The organism is Burkholderia cepacia, from assembly GCF_001039005.1.
Lineage (GTDB): Bacteria > Pseudomonadota > Gammaproteobacteria > Burkholderiales > Burkholderiaceae > Burkholderia > Burkholderia theae.
This window is the reverse complement of the sequence record NZ_LDWR01000061.1, coordinates 1-18936: the sequence shown is the minus strand read 5'-3', so window position 1 is coordinate 18936 and position 18936 is coordinate 1. Positions and strand designations below refer to the sequence as shown.

Below are 18936 nucleotides of genomic sequence, written 5' to 3'. Positions count from 1 at the left end.
CCCCGCCGTCGCACAACCGCATTTTCCATGCAACGAAACGACCTGATTGCCTGTCACGAGTGCGACGCACTGTTGCACAAACCGCGCCTCGGCGGCCGCGAAATCGCGCGCTGCCCGCGCTGCGACGCGCTGCTCTATCGCAATAGCGCCGCGCAGATCGAGCGGATCTGCGCGCTCGCGCTCGCGGCGCTGATCACGTTCTCGATCGCGCAGGCGTTCCCGATCCTCGAAATGGACGTGAACGGCAACCGCGTGCAGACGACGCTGATCGGCGCGATCGACTCGCTGTGGCGCCAGGACATGGCGATCGTCGGCGTGATGGTGTTCTGCTCGACCGTGCTGTTCCCGCTCGTCGAGATGGCCGCGCTGCTGTACCTGCTGCTACCGATCCGCCGCGGCGTCGTGCCGCCCGGCTTCAACCTGGTGCTGCGCGCGATCGAGCTCGTGCGGCCATGGGGGATGATCGAGGTGTTCATGCTCGGGATCCTCGTGACGATCGTGAAGATGGTGAGTCTCGCGCGTGTGGTGCCGGATGCCGCGCTGTTCGCGTTCGCCGCGCTCACGCTGATGATCGCCGTCGTGCTGATGTTCGATCCGCGCACGCTGTGGGACATCGCCGACGACCTGCGCGCCGGGCGCTCGCCCGAACCGCCGGCCCAACCCGACGACGCCGCGCCGCTGCCCGAGGCCGCCCGCCGATGACGACGCCGACCGCCGCACGCGAAGGTTATGCGAGCTGCCACTCGTGCGGGCTCGTGCAGACGCTCGACCGGCCGCACGCGCATTGCGCGCGCTGCGGCGCCGTGCTGCATTTCCGCATCCCGAACAGCATCATGCGCACGTGGGCGCTGCTGCTCGCCGCCGTGATCCTCTACATTCCCGCGAACCTGCTGCCGATCATGCGCACGTCGTCGATCGTCGGCTCGCAGGAAGACACGATCATGAGCGGCGTCATCTATTTCTGGGTGTCGGGCGACTGGCCGCTCGCCGTCGTCGTGTTCGTCGCAAGCATTCTCGTGCCGATGCTCAAGCTCGGCGTGCTGACGATCCTCGTGATCAGTTCGCAGCGCCGCTCGCCGTGGCGGCCGATGCAGCGCACGCGCCTCTACCGGATCGTCGAGCGCATCGGCCGCTGGTCGATGCTCGACATCTTCGTCGTGACGCTCACCGTCGCGCTCGTCCATTTCCGTTCGCTCGCCGTCATCACGGCCGGCCCCGGCGCACTTGCGTTCGGCTCCGTCGTGATCCTGACGATGCTCGCGTCGATGCAGTTCGATCCCCGCCTGATCTGGGATCCAGTCGAAACCTCAGGGAATCTCAATGAATAGTCCACAAGGCCCGCAGCACGACGCGCCCCGGCCGCCCGATCCGACGATCTCGACGAAAAGCGGCTGGCTGCCGTCGCTCGTCTGGCTCGTGCCGCTGATCGCCGCGCTGATCGGCATCGGCCTCGTGATCAAGTCCGTGCGCGAGCGCGGCCCCGAAATCACGCTGAGCTTCCACAGCGCCGAAGGGCTCGAGCCCGGCAAGACCCAGGTCAAGTACAAGGACGTCGAGATCGGCATGGTCAAGACGATCAAGCTGTCGAAAGACCTGTCGCGCGTGCTCGTCCAGGTACAGCTGAAAAAGGAAGCCGAGGACTTCGCGGTCAAGGGCTCGCGCTTCTGGATCGTGCGTCCGCGCATCGGCGCGACCGGCGTGTCGGGGCTCGGCACGCTGCTGTCCGGCGCGTACATCGGCGTGGACGCCGGACGCGGGCAGGATTCCCAGACCGACTTCACGGGCCTCGAGACGCCGCCGGCCGTCACCGGCGACCAGAAGGGCGCGCAATACGTGCTGCGCGGCGATTCGCTCGGCTCGGTCGACATCGGCTCGCCCGTCTATTACCGCCGCGTGCAGGTCGGCCAGGTGGTCGGCTTCTCGCTCGACAAGGACGGCACGGGCGTCACGTTCAACGTGTTCGTCAACGCGCCGTACGACCAGTATGTCGGCGTGAACTCGCGCTGGTGGCAGGCGAGCGGCGTCGACCTGCGGCTCGATTCGAGCGGCCTGAAGCTGAACACGCAGTCGCTCGCGACGGTGATCCTCGGCGGCATCGCGTTCCAGACGCCGCCGAACCAGGGCAGCGGCACGACGGCGCCGAACAACACGACGTTCCGCCTGGGCTCCGACGAGGGCGACGCGATGCGCGACCCGGACGGCCAGCCGCTGCAGGTCGTGATGAACTTCAACCAGTCGCTGCGCGGGCTCGCCGTCGGCGCGACGGTCGACTTCCGCGGCATCGTGCTCGGCGAAGTGACGAACATCGGCATCGACTACGATCCGAAGGCGAAGAACTTCACGATGCCGGTGACGATGAACGTGTATCCGGAGCGCCTCGGCCGCCGCTTCCGCGAGACGATCGAGAGCAAGGGCGAACCGGCCCGCCGCGAGATCGTCGAGCGGCTCGTCCAGCACGGGCTGCGCGGCCAGCTGCGCACCGGCAACCTGCTGACGAGCCAGCTGTACGTCGCACTCGACTTCTTCCCGAAGGCGCCGGCCGTGAAGCTCGACACGTCGCGTCAGCCGCTCGAGCTGCCGACCGTGCCGAACACGCTCGACGAACTGCAGCTGCAGGTCGCCGACATCGCGAAGAAGCTCGACAAGGTGCCGTTCGACCAGATCGGCGCGAACCTGAACAGCGCGCTGTCGAACGCCGACAAGCTGTTCAAGCAGCTCGACACGCAGGTCGCGCCGGAAGCGCGCGACACGCTGTCGGCCGCGAAGCAGACCTTCTCGACCGCCGAGGCGACGCTGCAGCAGGATTCGCCGCTGCAGTCCGACGTGCGCGGCGCGCTGAAGGAGCTCACGCGCACGCTGCAGTCGCTGAACGCGCTCGCCGACTATCTGGAGCGTCACCCCGAATCGCTGCTCAAGGGCAAGCCAGGAGATCAACAATGACGACACGCGTGAACGGTTTCGCGAGCGGCGCGGCGGCGGCCATCGCCGCACTCGCGCTCGCCGCGTGCAGCTCGCCGCCCGCGCGGTTCTACACGCTCAGCCCGGCCGACGCCGCAGCGCCGGTACGCACCGCGCCGGCCAACCCGGCGTTCCTGATCGAGGTGCCGTCCGTCGGCGTGCCCGAGCAGGTCGCGAAGAACCAGCTGGTCGTGCAGAAGAACGCCGCGCAGGTCGACGTGCTCGAGCAGGAACGCTGGGCGTCGCCGCCCGCCGACGAGATCCGCCGCGCGCTGTCGGACGATCTCGCCGCGCAGCTCGGCACGATCGACGTCGCGAATTCCGCGTACCCGGCCAGCGTGCCCGTGTATCGCGTCAGCGTGAACGTGCAGCGCTTCGAGTCGTGGCCCGGCAAACGCGCGGCGGTCGACGCCGTGTGGAGCGTGCGCTCGCTCGGCACGCAGGCCGTGATGACCTGCCGCACGAGCGTCGCGGAACCGGTCGCCGACGGCTACGACGCGCTCGTCGCCGGCCACCGGCGCGCGCTCGACGTGATTGCCGCGCAGGCCGCGGCCGGCGTGCGCGCGATGGCCGCACGCCGCGGCGCGACGGCGCCGCAGACCGGCAGCAAGACGGCCGCCGCGCCGGTCGTGCCGTGCCCGGCCAACCCGACATCGGGCAGCGACGGCACGACGGGCAAATCCGGCGCATAAGCGTGCGGCGCGCAGGCGAACGTCCGAAGCGGCGTTCGTCCGCGCGGCTTCGTCCGGCCCGGTGCGGCCGATCGCGATCGCCGGCAGCCACCGGCATGATCCGGCCGCAGCCTGCCTCGCCCTGCCTTCATCGGCCGAACGGCCGGTTTGCATTGTTTGTCAAAGTCGGCCGGAACCGGCACCAATCAACGCGGTCGGCTTGCGTTTTCCCGCCCGATTGACGATCCTACGCACTTTCAGGCTCGCGCCGCCCGTCGGGCGCGCCAGTCAGCGGCGCCGGGCCGCGTTCGGCCCGACCGCCGTGCCTCCCGGCGCCTGCACGCGATCGGCGTGCATCGCAGCGGGGCAGCCGCATCGCGGGTCGCCGCGCATCGTCCGGCAACCGGCCCCGTCTCACCCGTTCTCCCCGGCGCCGTGCCGATTTCCCGGCAGGCATCCCGAACCCGCCCGTCCAGGGCTTTCGCTATTCCGTTTATGTTTCGTTCCCTGACGACCCTGATCAAGAAGTGGCGCGCGTCGCGCAATGCCGGTCACCAGCTCGATGCGCTGCTCGCGCACGCCGATGCCGATGCGTCGTATGCCGAGCGCAGCGAATGGCTGATCGAACTCGCGCACTGGCTGCGCCGCGGCGGCACGATGCAGGCCGCGCAGGAAGCCGCGGCCGATCGCGACGCCGACGCGCGTGCGTATCCGGCCCATGCTCGGCTGCGCTACCTGTTCCACGTGCTCGATCGCAACCCCGCATGGAAAGCGCATGCCGCGCGCATCCTGCGCGGCGTCCTGCGCGAGTGCGACGGCATCTCGCTGCTGTGCGACGCCGGCATGCCCGTGCACTCGGGCTTCTTCGGCGCGCTGTTCGAGCGGATCGACTCGTCGCTGATCCCGCCCGCGCCGAACCGCCGCGAGCTGTCGGCGCTCTTCACGCTGATGTTCCCGACGCCCGACGACGTGCAATGGATCGACGCGCTGCCCGACGATCTGCTCGCGCGCCTCGCCGACCTGATCTCGTTCGACGTCACCGACGAGGAACGCCACGAGCCGGGTTCGTTCTCGCGCGACCTGCTGGCCGCGCTGCACAACCTGACCTGCCAGATCAGTTCGACCGGCCTGTCGCAGACGGTGCGCAGCCGGCTGTCCGACGACGATGCACGCAAGCCGCTCGAAACGCAGCCGTTCTACCGCCTCACGCGCGCGATGCTCGCGGTGGAGACCGCGCACGCGGCCGTCGAGGACGGCGGCGACCCGAGCAAGCTGCTGCATGAAGTGAACTACCTGCGCGTGCTGCTCGACGAATGCCGGATCGCCGTCGACGACGTGTTCTCGCACCTGTACCGCAACGGCGTATCGGTCGACATCGTGTTCCAGGTCGAGCGGATGCGCATGCGCATCCTGCGCGCCGAAACGCTGCTGAACGCGTGGATGGCGCGCGACGACCTGCACGGGATGGCGCGCCTGACGGCCGAGCTCGTCGACGCGAACCAGAACAGCCAGAGCGTGATGCACCTCGTGCGCAGCAACTTCTCGCTGTTCGCGCGCAAGCTGGTCGAGACCAACGCGGATACCGGCGAGCACTACATCTCGCGCGGCCGCGCCGAGTACCTGAAGATGCTGCGGATGGCCGCGGGCGGCGGCCTCGTCACGGTCGCGACCGTGTGCGTAAAGTTCGCGATCACGGGCGCGCACCTGCAATCGATGCTCGAAGGGCTGCTCGCGGGCGTCAACTACGCGGCCAGCTTCATGCTGATGCACTTCCTGCACTTCACGCTCGCGACCAAGCAGCCCGCGATGACCGCGCCGACGCTCGCGCGCGAGCTCGACGACACCGGCCACGACGAAGGCGTGAAGACGTTCGTCTCGTCGGTGATCGCGCTGATCCGCACGCAAGCGGCCGCGATTTCCGGCAACGTGCTCGTCGTGCTGCCCGTGTGCCTGCTCGTGCAACTGTTCGCGGGCAACGTGCTGCACGCGAACCTGATCTCGCCGGAGAAGGCGCACACGACGCTGCACTCGTTCTCGCTGCTCGGCCCGACGCCGCTCTACGCGGCGCTGACGGGCGTGCTGCTGTGGGCGTCGAGCCTGCTCGCGGGCTGGGCCGACAACTGGTTCGTGCTGCACCGGGTCGGCGACGCGCTCACGTACAACCGCCGGCTGCGCCTCACGCTCGGTGCGGCCGGCGCCGCGAAGCTCGCGCACTTCTGCCGCTCGAACGTCGCCGGCGTGGTCGCGAACGTCGGCCTCGGCCTGATGCTCGGCCTCATTCCGGCGATCGTCACCGTGTTCATGTTCCCGTTCGAGGTGCGACACGTGACGCTGTCGGCCGGCTCGATCGGAATCGCGCTCGGCGTGCTGGGCAAGGATGCGCTCGGGACGCCCGAGCTGTGGTGGGCCGGCGCCGGCGTGCTCAGCATGGCGATCCTCAACGTGCTCGTGAGTTTCGCGCTCGCGTTCACGATGGCCGTGCGTTCGCGCAGCCTGCGCCCGACCAAGGTCCGCGCGCTCGTCGCCGCGATCATCCGCACGATGCTGTCGAATCCGCTCGCGCTGTTCTGGCCGGCCGGCGGCCAGGCCACGCGCGCGGGTCAGCCGGGCTCGCACTGAGCCTGCGGGGCGGTATGGTGGTGCCCTGCCAGGCGCCGCCACACCGGCCTCCCGGCACGCAATCGCGGCCGTCGCGCCCGCGTCGCCGCGCCGAAACGCGCCGCCCCGCGACGCAACCCCGGCCCCGGCCGCCCGCGCCGCGTACAATAGTGGACTTTTGCACGTCCTCCCCCGCCTTATGTCCTCGCCCACCCTGTACGAATTCTTCGCCCCCTGCCCGCGCGGCCTCGAAGCGGCGCTTGCCGCCGAGCTGGCCGAAATCGCCGGCCGACACCTGAACGGCGCGCCGTTCACCGCGGGCGCGCAGGTGCCGGGCGGCGTCCATTTCAGCGGCGGCTGGGCGGCCGGCATGGCCGCGAACCTTCATTCGCGGATCGCGAGCCGGGTCCTGCTGAAGATCGCGCACCGCGCGTACCGCAACGAGCAGGACGTCTACGCGCTCGCGCTCGAGCAGCCGTGGGAGCGCTGGTTCGCGGCAACGCAGACGCTGCGCGTCGACATCACCGCGATCAAGTCGCCGCTGAAGAGCCTCGAATTCGCGACGTTGCGCGTGAAGGACGCGATCTGCGACCGGATGCGCGACAAGACCGGCGCGCGCCCGAGCATCGATACGGGTGCGCCGGACGTGCGCGTGTTCGCGTTCCTGACGGCCAACGAGTGCACGCTGTACCTCGACACGTCGGGCGAGCCGCTGTTCAAGCGCGGCTGGCGTCTCGACAAGGGCGCGGCACCGCTGCGCGAGAACCTCGCGGCCGGCATCCTGCGCCTGACGGGCTGGACGCCCGGCACGGCGCTGTACGACCCGATGTGCGGCAGCGGCACGTTCCTCGCCGAAGCCGCGCAGATCGCGCTCGGCGTGGCGCCCGGCGTCGAGCGCCGGTTCGGCTTCGAGAAACTCAAGCAGTACGACATCACCGCGTGGCAGGGCCTGAAGGTGCCGGCGCTGGACGCGAAACGCTCGGCGCGCGGCAAGCGCGCCGACGCGCTCGGCGTGTACGGCAGCGACATCTCCGGCGACATGCTCGAGAAGGCGCGCGCGAACCTCGAGCGCGCGGGCGTGCCGTCGGTGTGGCTCAAGCAGGTCGACGCACGCGGGATGACGCCGCCGTGCGACGGGCCGGGCATCATCCTCGCGAACCCGCCGTACGGCGAGCGGATCGAAGTGCGCGGCCGCAGCGCGCGCGGCGAGGTGCGCGAAACCGGCCGCAACCGCGGCAACGACGACGCATTCCGCCGCACGCACACCGACGCGCCGGACAGCGAGTTCTTCAACGCGCTCGGCGATGCGCTGAAGCAGCGCTTCACGGGCTGGCAGGCGTTCCTGCTGACGTCCGACCGTTCGCTGCCGGGCCAGCTGCGGCTGCGCGAATCGGCGAAGACGCCGCTGTTCAACGGCGCGCTCGAATGCCGGCTGTTCCGCTTCGATTTGATCGCCGGCAGCGTGAAGGCGCGCCCGGCCACGCCGGAAGGCGACGCGTAAGCAACACAAGCGCGCGGGGCCGCCATCGCGGCGCCCGCGCGCGCCTCCCCCGGCGCTGGTCAGTGCTTCGACTTCGACCAGCGCTCCATCGTGAACGGCAGTGCCTGCCCTGTCTCGAGCAGCGTCTTCAGGCTCGACAGCACGACCGGCCACCCGCCGCGAATCCCGCGATCCATCTCCGAACCGGCCACGAGCCCGTCGTGCGTGACGGTCAGCTTCACGACGCCCTCGAACGGCTCGACGAGATAGGTCACGCGCGATTCCTCGCCGTCTCCTGACGGCGTACGCCACGTGACGACGAGCCGGCGCGGCGGATCGTTCTCGACCACTTCGCCGACGATGTCGACGCGCGACGGATCGTCGTAGTCCTGATGCTCCCACCGCGAGCCCGGCCGCCAGTCGGGCGACGCGTTGCGATGCCGCACCCAGTAATCCTTCGTCAACTCGGCGTTGGTCAGCGCGTCGAACACGCGCTCGGGCGTCGCTGCGATGAAAGTCACGTACACAAAAGCGGGATTACCCATCGTCGTCTCCTGTCTCGCGGGCCGCTTCCAGCCCGCGCTTGAGATCCGCCAGCGCCTGCAGGCGCTGACGCTCGAACTTGCCGATCCAGCGTTCCGCGATGTCGTGGATCGGCACCGGATTCAGGTAGTGCAGCTTTTCCCTGCCGCGCCACGCGGTCGCGACGAGATTCGCGGCCTCGAGCAGCGCAAGATGCTTGCTCACGGCCTGCCGGCTCATCGCGAGCCCGTCGCACAGCTCCGACAAGGTCTGGCCGTTTTTCGCATACAGCAGGTCGAGCAACTGGCGGCGCGTGGCATCGGCCAGCGCCTTGAAAACGAGATCCATGCCGCTCCCAGGTCAATGGCTTTATTATGCAACCAAAAGGTTGCATGTCAAGGGTGACAACTCTACTGACAATACGGTGTCAGCAGGCCGCGATCACACTGCAATCCCGGCGCAATGCAAGGCTGGTTTCCACACAAAACCCGAATGAACAAGGAGCTCGTCATGACGTCCGCAACTGCCACCGCAACCCTGGAGCGCGCGATCGCGTGGTTCGACATTCCGTCCCTCGATTTCGACCGGGCGATCCGCTTTTACGAAACCGTGCTGCAAACGACGCTGCAGCGCGAAGTCATCGGCGGCGTGCCGATGGCCACGTTCGATCGCGATGCGTCGAGCACGGGCGGCAGCATCGTGTTCGATCCGCAGCAGATGAAGCCGAGCGCGAACGGCGTGCTCGTGTACCTGAACGCCGGCGAGTCGGTCGTCGCAGCGCTCGAACGCGCGAAGCGCGCGGGCGGCATCGTGCAGGGCACGGTCGTCGAACTGCCGAACAACTACGGCTATATTGGCTACCTGATCGATACCGAAGGCAACCGCGTCGGCCTGCACGCGCCGAAATGCCATTGAGCGCATCGGCCATCGGACCGGCGCGGCGCTATCATCGCGAAGTCCCCGTTGCTGAAGGAATCGAGGTGCTGCCATGACGCGCCGTGCCGACCGCCTGTTCCAGATCGCCGAGCTGTTGCGCGGGCGTCGTCTCACGACCGCGCAGCAGCTTGCCGACTGGCTGTCGGTGTCGCCTCGCACGGTCTATCGCGACGTGCGCGACCTGCAACTGTCAGGGGTGCCGATCGAAGGTGAGGCCGGCATCGGCTACCGGCTGAACCGCAACGCGAGCCTGCCGCCGCTCACGTTCACGGCCGAGGAGCTCTCGGCACTCGCCACCGGCGCGCGCATGCTCGAGACCTGGGGCGGGGCGCGCTTCGCGAGCGGCGCCCGCTCGGCGCTCGCGAAGATCGCGTCGGCGATGCCGGCCGACAAGCGCACGGCGCTCGACCGCCTGCCCGTGTTCGCGCCGTCGTTCCACATCGACGAGACGTTCTGCGCGAAGGTCGACGCGATCCACCAGGCCATCGACACGCGCCACGTCGTCAGCTTCGGTTATCGCGACCGGCTCGGCGCACATTCGCAACGCCGCGTGTGGCCGCTCGGGCTCGTCTACTGGGGCGGCCGCTGGACGATCGGCGCGTGGTGCGAGTTGCGCGACGATTTCCGCACCTTCGACATCGCGCGAATGGGCGACATCACCGTGCACGAGCAGTTTCCGGACATGGAAGGACGGCGGATCGCCGACTACATGCGGATCGCGGAAGCGCCGATGCGCTGACGCGGCACGACGGCGGGCGCGCACCACGTGCGTGCCGCGCGCCGCCGCCGTTCGTTCCCCGGCACGCTTTTCCTTACCCGCCAAACACCACCGGCCGCTTCGGCCGCTCGTCGACGTGCAGCGAAAACACGTCGGCACGCGCGTAGTGGCCGACGACGTCGAAGTCGTAGCGCGCACGCACGAGCTCGTCGGTATCGATACGCGCGGTGACGAGCCCGGCCTCACCGATCAGCGGCTCCGTCAGCAGGTCGCCGAGCGGCCCGACGATCACGCTGCCGCCGCGGATCAGCGGCCGTTCGGGATCCCAGCCCGGCACGTCGATGCCGAGCGCGCGCGGCGACGGCTGCACCTGGCACGCGCTCACGACGAAGCAACGCCCCTCGTGCGCGATGTGCCGCATCGAGCTCTGCCACAGGTCGCGCTCGTCGACGGTCGGCGCACACCAGATCTGCACGCCTTTCGCGTACATCGCGCAGCGCAGCAGCGGCATGTGGTTCTCCCAGCAGATCGCGGCGCCCGCGCGCCCTGCCGCCGTGTCGACGACCGGCAGCGTCGAACCGTCGCCCTGCCCCCAGATCAGCCGCTCGGTGCCGGTCGGCATCAGTTTGCGGTGCTTCGCGACGAGCCCGTCGCGCGGATCGAAGAACAGCGCCGTGCAGTACAGCGTGCTGCCGCCGCGCTCGATCACGCCGACCACGAGGCTCGCGCCCGTGCGCTGCGACAGCGCGGCCAGCTCGTCGGTTTCGGGCCCCGGCACGTCGATCGCCTGCGCCGCGTAGCGCGCATACGCGTCGCGGCCCTCGGGCAGCCGGTAACCGAGCCGCGTGCCGAAGATCTCGCCTTTCGGATAGCCGCCGAGCACGGCCTCGGGCAGCACGACGAGCGACGCGCCGCTGTCGCGGATCGCGGTTTCGTAGCCGAGGATCGTGTCGAGCGTGGCGCGCGTGCCGGCGGGCGATGCGCCGATCTGCAGCGCGGCGATGACGGATGTGGACATGAGGGCGTCTCCGGTGAATGGGATGCCGCCATCTTTATCGATAAGATGTCATCGATCAAATCGATAGAACGATAACTGTCATGAATGCGGATGATATCGCCGGCCTCGACCTGAACCTGCTGAAGGTATTCGAGGCGCTGTACGAGGAAGGCGGCGCAAGCCGCGCGGCGCTGCGGCTCGATCTCACGCAGTCGGCCGTCAGCGCGGCGCTCGCGCGGCTGCGCGTGATCTATGCCGATCCGCTGTTCGTGCGCACCGGCCGCGGACTCGCGCCGACGCCGCGCGCGGACGAGCTGAAGCCGATCCTGTCCGACGCGCTCGACCGCTGCCGCGAAAGCCTCGCGATCGCCGCCGACAGCGGCGACCGCGTCGGCCGCACGATCTCGATCGGGCTGTCGGACGATTTCGAGATCGCGCTCGGCCGCGCGCTGATCGACGCGGTCGCGCGAGAGGCCGCCGGTATCCGGCTGATTTTCCGGCAGACCCACAGCGGCATCGCCGGCGACGCGCTGCTGCGGCACGGCGTCGATCTCGCGATCGCGTCGGGCGGCTTCTCGGCGAACGGGCTCAGCCGCCGCGCGGTCGCGACGGGCGGCTATGCGTGCCTGATCGATCCGGCCGCCCGCGCGCGGCCGCCTCGCACGCTCACGCTCGCCGATTTCCTGCGGCGCGACCACCTGCTCGTGTCGTCGGGCGGCGTGATCGGGATCGTCGACGAGGCGCTGGCCGCGCTCGGCCACAAGCGCCGCGTCGCCGCATCGACCACGCATTTCGCCGCGTTGCCGTACCTGCTCGCCGGCTCCGACGCAGTAGCGACGATTCCCGCACACGCGGCGCGCGCGATCGCGCAATCGGCCCCGCTGCGCGCGCTCGCGTGCCCGGTCGAGCTGCCGCGCTATCCGGTGGAAATCGGCTGGCGCACGAGCACCCAGCGCGACCCGGCGATCGTGCGCGTGCGGGACACGATCGCCGCCTGCGTCGCGAACCTCGTCGCACCATGAAAAAGGCCCGGCCGGCTTGCGCCGGTCGGGCCGTTCCGGACGAACCGCCCGCGAATCGAAGCAGGCGGGCGCGTTGCCGGTCCGCGCGTTACTCGACGGACTTCACCATGTCCTCGATGACCTTCTTCGCATCGCCGAACACCATCATCGTCTTGTCCATGTAGAACAGGTCGTTGTCGAGGCCCGCGTAGCCGGCCGCCATCGAACGCTTGTTGACGATCACCGTGCGCGCCTTGTACGCCTCGATGATCGGCATCCCCGCGATCGGCGATTTCGGATCGTTCTTCGCGGCCGGGTTCACCACGTCGTTCGCGCCGAGCACCAGCACGACGTCGGCCTGACCCAGCTCGCCGTTGATGTCCTCCATTTCGAACACGATGTCGTACGGCACTTCCGCTTCCGCGAGCAGCACGTTCATGTGCCCCGGCATCCGCCCGGCAACCGGGTGAATCGCATAGCGCACGTCGACGCCCTTCTCGATCAGCTTGTCGGTCAGCTCCTTCAGCGCGTGCTGCGCGCGGGCGACGGCCAGCCCGTAGCCCGGCACGATCACGACCGTTTCCGCGTTGCCGAGCATGAACGACGCATCCTCGGCCGAGCCCGACTTCACCGGGCGTTGCTCCTGCCCGCCCGCCGCACCGCCGGCCGACGCTTCGCCGCCGAAGCCGCCGAGGATCACGTTGAAGAACGAGCGGTTCATCGCGTGGCACATGATGTACGACAGGATCGCACCCGACGAGCCGACCAGGGAGCCGGCGATGATCAGCATCGCGTTGTTCAGCGAGAAGCCGATGCCGGCCGCCGCCCAGCCCGAGTACGAGTTCAGCATCGACACGACCACCGGCATGTCCGCGCCGCCGATCGGGATGATGATCAGCACGCCGAGCACGAACGCGATCGCCGTCATGATGATGAACGGCAGCCACGCCTGCGTGATGACGAACAGGGCCCCGAAGCCGAGCATCGCGATCGCGAGCATCAGGTTGATCAGGTGCTGGCCTGCATACACGACCGGCGCGCCCTGGAACAGCCGGAACTTGTACTTGCCCGACAGCTTGCCGAACGCGATCACCGAACCGGAGAACGTGATCGCGCCGACGAACGTGCCGATGAACAGCTCGACGCGGTTGCCGTACGGGATGAAGTTCGCCGCGACGGCGTCCTGCGGCACGAGCCCGAACGCTTCCGGCTCCGACACCACCGCATACGCGATGCACACGGCCGCGAGACCGATCAGCGAGTGCATCGCCGCGACGAGTTCCGGCATCTTCGTCATCTCGACGCGCGCGGCGACGAATGCCCCGACCCCGCCGCCGACGATCAGCGCACCGAGCACCAGCGCAAGGCCGAGCGGCAGGTTCGCGCCGAGCCAGGCCGCCTGCTTGACGATCAGCGCGACCGTCGTGAGGATCGCGATGGCCATCCCGACCATCCCGAACAGATTGCCGCGCCGCGCGCTCTTCGGGTTCGACAGCCCCTTCAGTGCCTGGATGAAGCACACCGATGCGACGAGGTACAGCAGCGTAACGACGTTCATGCTCATCGCGCGCCCCCCTTCGCCGCCTTCGGCTCCTTCTTGCGGAACATCTCGAGCATTCGCCTCGTCACGAGAAAGCCGCCGAACACGTTGACGGCCGCAAGCGCGACCGCGAGCGTGCCGAAGACCTTGCCGGTCAAACCGACGGTGAGCGCCGCCGCGAGCATCGCGCCGACGATCACGATCGCCGAGATCGCGTTGGTCACGGCCATCAGCGGCGTATGCAGCGCCGGCGTGACGTTCCAGACGACGTGGTAGCCGACGTACACCGCCAGCACGAAGATGATCACGTTGATCACCGTGTGATTGATGACTTCCATGGTCTCCTCCGTTATTTGCGCGTGACTTCGCCGTCGCGGCACAGCAGCGTCGCGGCGACGATGTCGTCGGTCAGGTCGATGTTCAGCGTGCCTTCCTTTGTGACGATCAGCTTCATGAAGTCGAGCAGGTTGCGCGCGTACAGCGCCGACGCGTCCGACGCGACCATCGATGCGAGGTTCGTGTAGCCGGCGATCGTCACGCCGTTGTGCACGATCACCTGGTCGGCGACCGTCAGCGGGCAGTTGCCGCTCTTCCTGCCGTCGAATTCCGGGCCGCGGCCGGCCGCGAGATCGACGAGCACCGAGCCGGGCTTCATCGACTGCGCGGTTTCGACCGAGATCAGCGTCGGCGCCGGGCGCCCGGGAATCAGCGCGGTGGTGATCACGATGTCGGCCTGCTTCGCGCGCTCGTGCACGAGCGCGGCCTGGCGGCCGAGCCACGACGGCGGCATCGGGCGCGCATAACCGCCGACACCCTGCGCGGCGTCGCGCTCTTCGTCGGTTTCGAACGGGACGTCGAGGAATTTCGCGCCGAGAGACTCGATCTGCTCCTTCACGGCCGGCCGCACATCGGAGGCCTCGATCACCGCGCCGAGGCGCTTCGCGGTCGCGATCGCCTGCAGGCCTGCGACGCCCGCGCCGAGAATCAGCACGCGCGCGGCCTTCACCGTGCCCGCGGCCGTCATCAGCATCGGAAAGAAGCGCGGATACAGCGCCGCGGCGACCAGCACTGCCTTGTAGCCCGCGATGTTCGCCTGCGACGACAGCACGTCGAGACTCTGCGCGCGCGTCGTGCGCGGCGCGGCTTCGAGCGCGAAGCCGGTCACGCCGGCCGCGGCGAGCTTCGCCGCCTGCTCGGCGTTGAACGGCTCGAGCATGCCGACCAGCACGGAGCCGCGCTTGAGCAACGGCAGTTCGGGGTCGGTAGGTGCCTGGACCTTCAACACGACGTCGGCATCAAAAGCAGCCGACTGGTCGGTCAATTCTGCACCGGCGGCCGCATAGGCTTCGTCGGGATAACTGGCTGCGCTGCCCGCCCCTTTCGCGATACTGATGCGATGGCCGGCAGCCGCGTATTTCTTCACGGTTTCCGGCGTCGCAGCCACACGCGCCTCGTTCGCCCGCGTTTCAGCAGGCACTCCAATATGCATCGTCAGTTCCTCCAGTCATTGTCAGTATTTCTTTTCTTGCGATTTTTACTGCACAACGAGCCGGACAGGCTGACTTACCGGCTCACGGGCAACGGCATTCACGCTGCACTTTAACCGAAAGCGGTGGTCGCGCCAGCACATTCCGCACGATCGTGCGCGAATGAGACATTAGCCCGGACCGCGCCGCCGCGCATCGGCGGGACGGATGATCCGCGAGGGTCGGATTCGTCTATCGTCTGATCAGACGGCCGGCAGCGTTCGGGCGCAACCGGTAAAATGCCGATCCATGAAACCCGAAATCTGGACCCCGCATGTGACGGTCGCCGCGCTCGTCGAGCACGCCGGCCGCTTTCTCGTGATCGAGGAAGAAACCTCGACGGGCCTGCGCATCAACCAGCCGGCCGGCCATCTCGAGGCCGGCGAAACGCTGGCCGACGCCGTGATCCGCGAGACGCTCGAGGAAACCGCGCACCCGTTCACGCCCGACGCGCTCGTCGGTGTCTATCTCGCGCACTACGAGCGCCCCGGTACCGCCGGCGCGACCTACCTGCGCTTCACGTTCTGCGGCACGGCCGGCGAGCCGGTCGCGGGCCACGCGCTCGACGACGGCATCGTCCGCACGCTGTGGATGACGGCCGACGAACTGCGCGCGTGCAGCGAGCGCCACCGCTCGCCCGCGGTAATGCGCTGCGTCGACGACTATCTCGCCGGGCGGCGCATTCCGCTCGATTTCGTGCACACGCATTCGGTCGCGCCGCGCCCCGAGGCATTCGAACGTCAGGCGGTCAACAAATGAGCAAGCGCCGTGTAGTGGTGGGCATGTCGGGCGGCGTCGATTCGTCGGTGACCGCGTGGCTGCTGAAGGAACAGGGCTACGACGTGGTCGGCCTGTTCATGAAGAACTGGGAAGACGACGACGACGGCGAATACTGCTCGACGCGCCAGGACTGGATCGACGTCGTGTCGGTCGCCGACCTGATCGGCATCGACGTGGAAGCCGTCAACTTCGCCGCCGAATACAAGGACCGCGTGTTCGCCGAGTTCCTGCGCGAATACTCGGCCGGCCGCACGCCGAACCCCGACGTGCTGTGCAATGCCGAGATCAAGTTCAAGGCGTTTCTCGATCACGCGATGTCGCTCGACGCGGAAATGATCGCGACCGGCCATTATGCGCGCGTGCGCGAGCGCGACGGGCGTTTCGAACTGCTGAAGGCCTTCGATCATACGAAAGACCAGTCGTACTTCCTGCACCGGCTGAACCAGGCGCAACTGTCGAAGACGATGTTCCCGCTCGGCGAGATCCCGAAGACGAAGGTGCGCGAGATCGCCGCGCAGATCGGGCTGCCGAACGCGAAGAAGAAGGATTCGACGGGCATCTGCTTCATCGGCGAACGGCCGTTCCGCGATTTCCTGAACCGCTACCTTCCGACGAAACCCGGCCCGATGAAGACACCCGACGGCAAGGTCGTCGGCAAGCACATCGGCCTCGCGTTCTACACGTTCGGCCAGCGCAAGGGCATCGGCCTCGGCGGCAGCAAGGACGGCAGCGGCGAACCGTGGTTCGTCGCCGCGAAGGACATCGCGTCGAACACGCTGTACGTCGTGCAGGGCCACGATCATCCGTGGCTGCTGTCGCGCGAGCTCGTCGCCGGCAACGTGAGCTGGGTCGCCGGCGAGCCGCCGGCGGAAGGCTTCGCGTGCGGCGCGAAGACACGCTACCGGCAGGCCGATGCGGCGTGTGCGTTCGGTGCCGCCGCGCCCGGCCCGGAAGGCGAAGCGCGCTTCTCGCTCGCGTTCGACGACGCGCAGTGGGCCGTCACGCCCGGCCAGTCGGCCGTGCTGTACGACGGCGAGATCTGCCTCGGCGGCGGCATCATCGAATCCGCGGCGACCAGCCATTCCGCACCGGCGGAAGGCCACGCCCCGGCGCTCGCCGACGCACGCTGACACATATTCGGTTTAGACTTGCGGCACGCCGCGCCCGGCGGAACACGATTCCGCCGAGGCCGGCAGACCGCCGCGCAGCGCACGCATGGCGGTATTTCAAGATGCAGGGTCTATTCATGTATGGAACGCGCATGCGTTGCCACGAGAAGGGCCGCTCGCGAGGCGCGCGACGCCGCGAATACTGACGTATTCGCAAGGAGCGCAACGCGGCGAGCGGCCCTTCTCGTGGCAACCCCAAATCTAAGTAGATCATTCCACGGGAATGCCCGAAATCGCCCGCATGGCGGTGTCGTTCGTCACTTGTTTGGCTCGGCCAAACGGCGCTCCTCACTCCTTGCCCTGCGAGCGATTTCGGGCATTCGCATGCGCGTTCCATACATGAATAGACCCTAGGAGTCCCCATGCTTTCACGACGCTATCTGGCGATGTGGTGTGCCATCCTGCTGCTTGTCGCGGCGATCGCGCTCGCGTCGGTCCACGTGCTTTCCTGGCTGTGGATCATCATCCCCGCCGCCCTCGTCGCGCTCGGCGTGTACGACCTGAACCAGGACCGTCACGCGATCCTGCGCAACTACCCGCTCTGGGGCCACTTCCGCTTCCTGTTCGAGTTCATCCGCCCCGAGATCCGCCAGTACTTCGTCGAGGACGATACCGACGAGAAACCGTTCTCGCGCGCGCAGCGCAGCCTCGTCTACCAGCGCGCGAAGAACGTCGCCGACAATCGCCCGTACGGCACCGAGCTGAACGTGAAGGCCGTCGCGCACGAATGGATCAGCCACTCGCTCGCGCCGACGAAGCTGCCGAACCACGATTTCCGCATCCGCGTCGGTGCGAATCGCGCGCAGCCGTACGACATCTCGATCTTCAACATCTCGGCGATGAGCTTCGGCTCGCTGTCCGCGAACGCGATCCGCTCGCTGAACCTCGGCGCAAAGAAAGGCGGGTTCGCGCACGACACGGGCGAAGGCTCGCTGTCGAAGTACCACCGCGAGAACGGCGGCGACATCATCTGGGAAATCGCGTCGGGCTACTTCGGTTGCCGCAACGACGACGGCACGTTCAACCCCGACAAGTTCGCGAAGCAGGCCGCCGATCCGCAGGTCAAGATGATCGAGGTGAAGCTGTCGCAGGGCGCGAAGCCGGGCCACGGCGGCGTGCTGCCGGCCGCGAAGATCACGCCGGAGATCGCCGAGACGCGCGGCGTGCCGATGGGCAAGGACTGCATCTCGCCCGCGACGCACTCGGAGTTCTCGACGCCGCGCGGGCTGCTCGAATTCGTCGAGCGGCTGCGCACGCTGTCGGGCGGCAAGCCGACCGGCTTCAAGCTGTGTGTCGGCCATCCGTGGGAATTCTTCGGGATCGCGAAGGCGATGGTCGAGACGGGCATCGTGCCGGACTTCATCGTCGTCGACGGCGCGGAAGGCGGCACGGGCGCGGCGCCGCTCGAATTCACCGACCACGTCGGCGTGCCGCTGCAGGAAGGGCTGCTGCTCGTGCACAACACGCTGGTCGGGATCGGCGTGCGCGATCGCGTGAAGATCGGCGCGAGCGGCAAGATCATCACCGCGTTCGACGTCGCGCGCACGCTCGCGATCGGCGCGGACTGGGTGAACTCGGCGCGCGGCTTCATGTTCGCGGTCGGCTGCATCCAGGCGCAGACCTGCCACACGGGCCGCTGCCCGACCGGCGTCGCGACGCAGGACCCGGTGCGCCAGCGCGCGCTCGTCGTGCCCGACAAGGCCGACCGCGTGTACAACTTCCACCGCAATACGCTGCACGCGCTGCAGGAACTCGTGCAGGCGGCCGGCCTGTCGCATCCGTCGGAGCTGCGCGCGCATCACATCGTGCAGCGCATCTCGCCGCACGAGGTCCGGCTGATGTCGCAGTTGCTGAAGTACCTGAAGCCCGGCGCGCTGCTCGACGGCAACCATTGCGGCTTCACGCTGTACGACAGCTGGTGGCCGATTGCGCGCAGCGATTCGTTCACGCTCGGCGAGGCCGTGTACGCGTCGATCGAGTGACGCTCGCGGCCGCCCTGCTCCGGCGGCGGCCCGGCAAAAAGAAAAGCGCCCCGCGGGG

The 18936-nt window shown here is 68.3% G+C and carries 18 protein-coding genes; 12 read left to right on the top strand and 6 right to left on the bottom strand.

Annotated elements, in window-relative coordinates:
* Positions 1–27 precede the first annotated feature (27 nt).
* The 6 genes from VL15_RS31895 (at position 28) to VL15_RS31870 (ending at position 7728) form a co-directional block, all read left to right on the top strand.
* Complete coding sequence (locus tag VL15_RS31895) at positions 28–702, top strand: paraquat-inducible protein A (protein WP_048250782.1); 675 nt, start codon at positions 28–30, stop codon at positions 700–702.
* Positions 699–1328, top strand: coding sequence for a paraquat-inducible protein A (locus tag VL15_RS31890; protein ID WP_048250781.1), 630 nt, complete (start codon positions 699–701; stop codon positions 1326–1328). Before VL15_RS31895 ends, VL15_RS31890 begins: the two co-directional genes overlap by 4 nt.
* Positions 1321–2940 carry an intermembrane transport protein PqiB gene (locus tag VL15_RS31885; RefSeq protein WP_048250780.1) on the top strand — a complete coding sequence of 540 codons (1620 nt, stop codon included), beginning with the start codon at positions 1321–1323 and terminating at the stop codon, positions 2938–2940. The genes VL15_RS31890 and VL15_RS31885 overlap by 8 nt, the downstream gene beginning before the upstream one ends.
* The gene (locus VL15_RS31880; protein ID WP_048250778.1) at positions 2937–3650 is read left to right on the top strand and encodes a PqiC family protein; all 714 of its coding nucleotides are present in this window, start codon (positions 2937–2939) and stop codon (positions 3648–3650) included. The genes VL15_RS31885 and VL15_RS31880 overlap by 4 nt, the downstream gene beginning before the upstream one ends.
* Positions 3651–4124: 474 nt before the next feature.
* Positions 4125–6248 carry a site-specific recombinase gene (locus tag VL15_RS31875; RefSeq protein ID WP_048250777.1) on the top strand — a complete coding sequence of 708 codons (2124 nt, stop codon included), beginning with the start codon at positions 4125–4127 and terminating at the stop codon, positions 6246–6248.
* 178 nt (positions 6249–6426) lie between these two features.
* Positions 6427–7728: a THUMP domain-containing class I SAM-dependent RNA methyltransferase gene (locus VL15_RS31870; protein ID WP_048250776.1), complete on the top strand. Its 1302-nt coding sequence runs from the start codon at positions 6427–6429 to the stop codon at positions 7726–7728.
* Positions 7729–7787: 59 nt separating this feature from the next.
* On the opposite strand, the gene VL15_RS31865 is transcribed toward VL15_RS31870, so the two are convergent.
* Together VL15_RS31865 and VL15_RS31860 are read right to left on the bottom strand one after the other, a co-directional pair.
* Entirely contained in the window at positions 7788–8252 is a 465-nt protein-coding gene (locus VL15_RS31865) for an SRPBCC family protein (protein WP_048250775.1), read from the bottom strand.
* Positions 8245–8577 (bottom strand): ArsR/SmtB family transcription factor, encoded by a 333-nt coding sequence (locus VL15_RS31860; protein WP_048250774.1) that lies wholly within the window; start codon positions 8575–8577, stop codon positions 8245–8247. Before VL15_RS31860 ends, VL15_RS31865 begins: the two co-directional genes overlap by 8 nt.
* Before the next feature lie 162 nt (positions 8578–8739).
* Between VL15_RS31860 and VL15_RS31855 the strand changes: the two genes are divergently transcribed.
* A complete protein-coding gene (locus tag VL15_RS31855; protein WP_048250823.1) occupies positions 8740–9144 on the top strand; it encodes a VOC family protein in 405 nt (134 codons plus the stop codon).
* A 73-nt stretch (positions 9145–9217) separates the two neighbouring features.
* Positions 9218–9904 carry a helix-turn-helix transcriptional regulator gene (locus VL15_RS31850; protein ID WP_048250773.1) on the top strand — a complete coding sequence of 229 codons (687 nt, stop codon included), beginning with the start codon at positions 9218–9220 and terminating at the stop codon, positions 9902–9904.
* Between the two features lie 73 nt (positions 9905–9977).
* Here the strand turns inward: VL15_RS31850 and VL15_RS31845 are convergent, their stop codons facing one another.
* Positions 9978–10901 carry a carbon-nitrogen hydrolase family protein gene (locus VL15_RS31845; RefSeq protein ID WP_048250772.1) on the bottom strand — a complete coding sequence of 308 codons (924 nt, stop codon included), beginning with the start codon at positions 10899–10901 and terminating at the stop codon, positions 9978–9980.
* An 80-nt stretch (positions 10902–10981) separates the two neighbouring features.
* On the opposite strand from VL15_RS31845, the gene VL15_RS31840 reads away from it, so the two are divergent.
* A complete protein-coding gene (locus VL15_RS31840; protein WP_048250771.1) occupies positions 10982–11902 on the top strand; it encodes a LysR family transcriptional regulator in 921 nt (306 codons plus the stop codon).
* Between the two features lie 88 nt (positions 11903–11990).
* On the opposite strand, the gene VL15_RS31835 is transcribed toward VL15_RS31840, so the two are convergent.
* The 3 genes from VL15_RS31835 to VL15_RS31825 are packed head-to-tail and all read right to left on the bottom strand — an operon-like array spanning position 11991 to position 14910.
* Positions 11991–13445 carry an NAD(P)(+) transhydrogenase (Re/Si-specific) subunit beta gene (locus tag VL15_RS31835; RefSeq protein WP_048250769.1) on the bottom strand — a complete coding sequence of 485 codons (1455 nt, stop codon included), beginning with the start codon at positions 13443–13445 and terminating at the stop codon, positions 11991–11993.
* On the bottom strand, positions 13442–13759 hold the full coding sequence (locus tag VL15_RS31830) for an NAD(P) transhydrogenase subunit alpha (RefSeq protein WP_048250766.1): 318 nt from the start codon (positions 13757–13759) through the stop codon (positions 13442–13444). The genes VL15_RS31835 and VL15_RS31830 overlap by 4 nt, the downstream gene beginning before the upstream one ends.
* An 11-nt stretch (positions 13760–13770) precedes the next feature.
* Positions 13771–14910, bottom strand: coding sequence for a Re/Si-specific NAD(P)(+) transhydrogenase subunit alpha (locus tag VL15_RS31825; protein WP_048250764.1), 1140 nt, complete (start codon positions 14908–14910; stop codon positions 13771–13773).
* Positions 14911–15196: 286 nt separating this feature from the next.
* Here VL15_RS31825 and VL15_RS31820 point away from each other — a divergent pair, with 286 nt between their 5' ends.
* The 3 genes from VL15_RS31820 (at position 15197) to VL15_RS31810 (ending at position 18878) form a co-directional block, all read left to right on the top strand.
* The gene (locus tag VL15_RS31820) at positions 15197–15706 is read left to right on the top strand and encodes an NUDIX hydrolase (protein WP_048250763.1); all 510 of its coding nucleotides are present in this window, start codon (positions 15197–15199) and stop codon (positions 15704–15706) included.
* Positions 15703–16857: a tRNA 2-thiouridine(34) synthase MnmA gene (mnmA, locus tag VL15_RS31815; RefSeq protein ID WP_048250762.1), complete on the top strand. Its 1155-nt coding sequence runs from the start codon at positions 15703–15705 to the stop codon at positions 16855–16857. Before VL15_RS31820 ends, mnmA begins: the two co-directional genes overlap by 4 nt.
* 401 nt (positions 16858–17258) lie before the next feature.
* Positions 17259–18878, top strand: coding sequence for an FMN-binding glutamate synthase family protein (locus tag VL15_RS31810; protein WP_048250760.1), 1620 nt, complete (start codon positions 17259–17261; stop codon positions 18876–18878).
* Positions 18879–18936 lie beyond the last annotated feature (58 nt).

What these genes read in the sequence shown, in the direction of transcription:
- VL15_RS31895 (WP_048250782.1), top strand. Translation starts at nt 28, where the DNA reads ATGCAACGAAACGACCTGATTGCCTGTCACGAGTGCGACGCACTGTTG.
- VL15_RS31890 (WP_048250781.1), top strand. Translation starts at nt 699, where the DNA reads ATGACGACGCCGACCGCCGCACGCGAAGGTTATGCGAGCTGCCACTCG.
- VL15_RS31885 (WP_048250780.1), top strand. Translation starts at nt 1,321, where the DNA reads ATGAATAGTCCACAAGGCCCGCAGCACGACGCGCCCCGGCCGCCCGAT.
- VL15_RS31880 (WP_048250778.1), top strand. Translation starts at nt 2,937, where the DNA reads ATGACGACACGCGTGAACGGTTTCGCGAGCGGCGCGGCGGCGGCCATC.
- VL15_RS31875 (WP_048250777.1), top strand. Translation starts at nt 4,125, where the DNA reads ATGTTTCGTTCCCTGACGACCCTGATCAAGAAGTGGCGCGCGTCGCGC.
- VL15_RS31870 (WP_048250776.1), top strand. Translation starts at nt 6,427, where the DNA reads ATGTCCTCGCCCACCCTGTACGAATTCTTCGCCCCCTGCCCGCGCGGC.
- VL15_RS31865 (WP_048250775.1), bottom strand. Translation starts at nt 8,252, where the DNA reads ATGGGTAATCCCGCTTTTGTGTACGTGACTTTCATCGCAGCGACGCCC.
- VL15_RS31860 (WP_048250774.1), bottom strand. Translation starts at nt 8,577, where the DNA reads ATGGATCTCGTTTTCAAGGCGCTGGCCGATGCCACGCGCCGCCAGTTG.
- VL15_RS31855 (WP_048250823.1), top strand. Translation starts at nt 8,740, where the DNA reads ATGACGTCCGCAACTGCCACCGCAACCCTGGAGCGCGCGATCGCGTGG.
- VL15_RS31850 (WP_048250773.1), top strand. Translation starts at nt 9,218, where the DNA reads ATGACGCGCCGTGCCGACCGCCTGTTCCAGATCGCCGAGCTGTTGCGC.
- VL15_RS31845 (WP_048250772.1), bottom strand. Translation starts at nt 10,901, where the DNA reads ATGTCCACATCCGTCATCGCCGCGCTGCAGATCGGCGCATCGCCCGCC.
- VL15_RS31840 (WP_048250771.1), top strand. Translation starts at nt 10,982, where the DNA reads ATGAATGCGGATGATATCGCCGGCCTCGACCTGAACCTGCTGAAGGTA.
- VL15_RS31835 (WP_048250769.1), bottom strand. Translation starts at nt 13,445, where the DNA reads ATGAGCATGAACGTCGTTACGCTGCTGTACCTCGTCGCATCGGTGTGC.
- VL15_RS31830 (WP_048250766.1), bottom strand. Translation starts at nt 13,759, where the DNA reads ATGGAAGTCATCAATCACACGGTGATCAACGTGATCATCTTCGTGCTG.
- VL15_RS31825 (WP_048250764.1), bottom strand. Translation starts at nt 14,910, where the DNA reads ATGCATATTGGAGTGCCTGCTGAAACGCGGGCGAACGAGGCGCGTGTG.
- VL15_RS31820 (WP_048250763.1), top strand. Translation starts at nt 15,197, where the DNA reads ATGAAACCCGAAATCTGGACCCCGCATGTGACGGTCGCCGCGCTCGTC.
- mnmA (WP_048250762.1), top strand. Translation starts at nt 15,703, where the DNA reads ATGAGCAAGCGCCGTGTAGTGGTGGGCATGTCGGGCGGCGTCGATTCG.
- VL15_RS31810 (WP_048250760.1), top strand. Translation starts at nt 17,259, where the DNA reads ATGCTTTCACGACGCTATCTGGCGATGTGGTGTGCCATCCTGCTGCTT.